Source organism: Vibrio genomosp. F10 str. 9ZD137 (genome assembly GCF_049974785.1).
GTDB lineage: Bacteria > Pseudomonadota > Gammaproteobacteria > Enterobacterales > Vibrionaceae > Vibrio.
On sequence record NZ_JBNGCJ010000620.1, the window covers coordinates 1 to 2,206 of the forward strand.

2 protein-coding genes are annotated in these 2,206 nt (G+C 47.3%); both read right to left on the reverse strand.

Annotation, left to right across the window (positions count from 1 at the left end; genetic code table 11):
- A partial coding sequence (locus ACP45E_RS15035; RefSeq protein ID WP_069585187.1) for a sodium ion-translocating decarboxylase subunit beta occupies positions 1-1,102 on the reverse strand: 1,102 nt, incomplete at its 3' end.
- Positions 1,103-1,111: 9 nt separating this feature from the next.
- A partial coding sequence (locus ACP45E_RS15040) for a biotin/lipoyl-containing protein (RefSeq protein WP_141707354.1) occupies positions 1,112-2,206 on the reverse strand: 1,095 nt, incomplete at its 5' end.

The window sequence follows — 2,206 nt, forward strand, 5'->3', positions numbered from 1 at the left end:
CCGCAACCGCAGAGCCAAGAACACCAGCAACGTTAGGACCCATGGCGTGCATTAACAAAAAGTTTTGCGGGTTTGCTTCCAAGCCAACTTTATTCACGACTCGCGCAGCCATAGGAACAGCCGAAACACCAGCTGCGCCAATAAGCGGGTTAATGTCTTCTTTAGAGTATTTATTCAGCACTTTCGCCATTAAAACGCCGCCTGCCGTACCAATACTAAATGCCACCGCGCCAAGTCCAAGAATCCCTAATGTTTCAAGGTTCAAGAACTCTTCAGCTTGCAATTTAGAACCGACACCTAGCCCCAAGAAAATGGTCACAATGTTAATCAGTTCGTTTTGAGCGGTCTTAGATAAGCGGTCAACCACACCCGCTTCTCTCATTAGGTTACCCAAACAGAACATGCCGACCAGCGGTGTTGCCGATGGAAGGAACAAGATCGTCATTAACAGTACCGCGAGTGGGAATAGCACTTTCTCGGCTTTACCCACATGACGTAACTGTGCCATTTTAATCTTACGCTCTTCTGGCGTTGTCAGCGCTTTCATTATTGGTGGCTGAATGATTGGAACCAGCGCCATATAACTATACGCAGCGACCGCAATAGCGCCCAGTAAGTCTGGTGACAGTTTACTTGCTAAGAAAATCGCAGTTGGGCCATCCGCTCCACCAATAATCGCAATAGACGAAGCATCGGCCATCGTAAATTCCATACCAGGAATATAGTTCAGTAAAATGGCACCAAATAGGGTAGCGAAAATACCAAACTGAGCGGCTGCACCTAACCAAAGCGTTTTAGGGTTCGCAATCAGAGCACCAAAATCGGTCATTGCGCCTACTCCCATGAAAATGAGTAGTGGGAAAATCCCTGTTTCGATACCAACGTAGTAAACGTAGTAAAGCAACCCGCCCGGATCGGTAAACCCAGCGTTAGGTATGTTAGCCAGTACAGCACCAAATCCGATAGGCAACAGCAATAGAGGTTCAAAACCTTTACGAATGGCTAAAAATAACAACAAGCAACCAATGAGCATCATGCACAGTTGACCGAACTCGAAATTTGCAATCCCTGTTTCAGACCATAAGGTCATCAATCCTTCCATGGTACTCCCTTACGCCAAGCTTAATAATGGTGAGCCTACAACGACAGAATCACCTTCTTTAACATGAAGATCTTGGACGATACCACCACGTGCAGCTCGTACTTCTGTTTCCATCTTCATCGCTTCTAGGATCAATAACACATCCCCTTCAGCCACTTGAGCACCCGCTTGAACGTTGACTTTAAAAATATTACCCGCCAGAGGTGCAGGAACGGCTTCAGCATTACCAGAAGGAGCACTTGCCTGTGCTGCTACTGGAGCCGCCACGTTAGAAGCAACAACAGAAGTCAACTCACCTTGAGGGCCCACTTCGACGTCATAGACTTGACCGTCAACTTTTACGCTGTATGTCTCTATGCCACCTTGAGGCGCGCTAGCGACAGCTTTAGGTTGTGCCGACTCTAAAGTTGGAGCAGGTTCAAAGGCTTCTGGGTTACGACGGTTTTTAAGGAACTTCAAACCCACTTGAGGGAATAAAGCGTAAGTTAAAACATCGTCCACCGTGTCTTCAGCGAGAGAGATACCTTCAGATTTCGATTTCTCTAAAAGCTCAGTAGTCAGTGATTCCAGTTCATTATCGAGTAAATCAGCAGGGCGACAGGTGATCGGATCTGCACCGTCGAGAACTCTGGCTTGTAAAGCTTTATCCACTTCAGCAGGCGCTGCACCATACTCACCTTTGAGTATACCTGCCGTCTCTTTGGTAATGCTCTTATAGCGCTCTCCAGTCAATACGTTAATGACGGCCTGCGTACCAACAATTTGCGAGGTTGGTGTGACAAGAGGGATATACCCTAGCTCTTTACGTACGCGAGGAATCTCTTCAAGCACTTCGTCCAGGCGATCCGCTGCGCCTTGTTCTTTTAGCTGACCTTCCATGTTGGTGAGCATGCCGCCAGGCACTTGAGCAATTAGAATGCGAGAATCCACACCTTTAAGTTGCCCTTCCCACTTCGCGTATTTTTTACGGACTTCACGGAAATAAGCAGCAATAGGTTCAATTTGATCGAGTTTTAAGTTTGTATCGCGATCAGTGCCTTCAAGCATAGCCACTACCGTTTCGGTTGGAGTATGCCCGTAAGTACAGCTCATCGAAGAAATCGC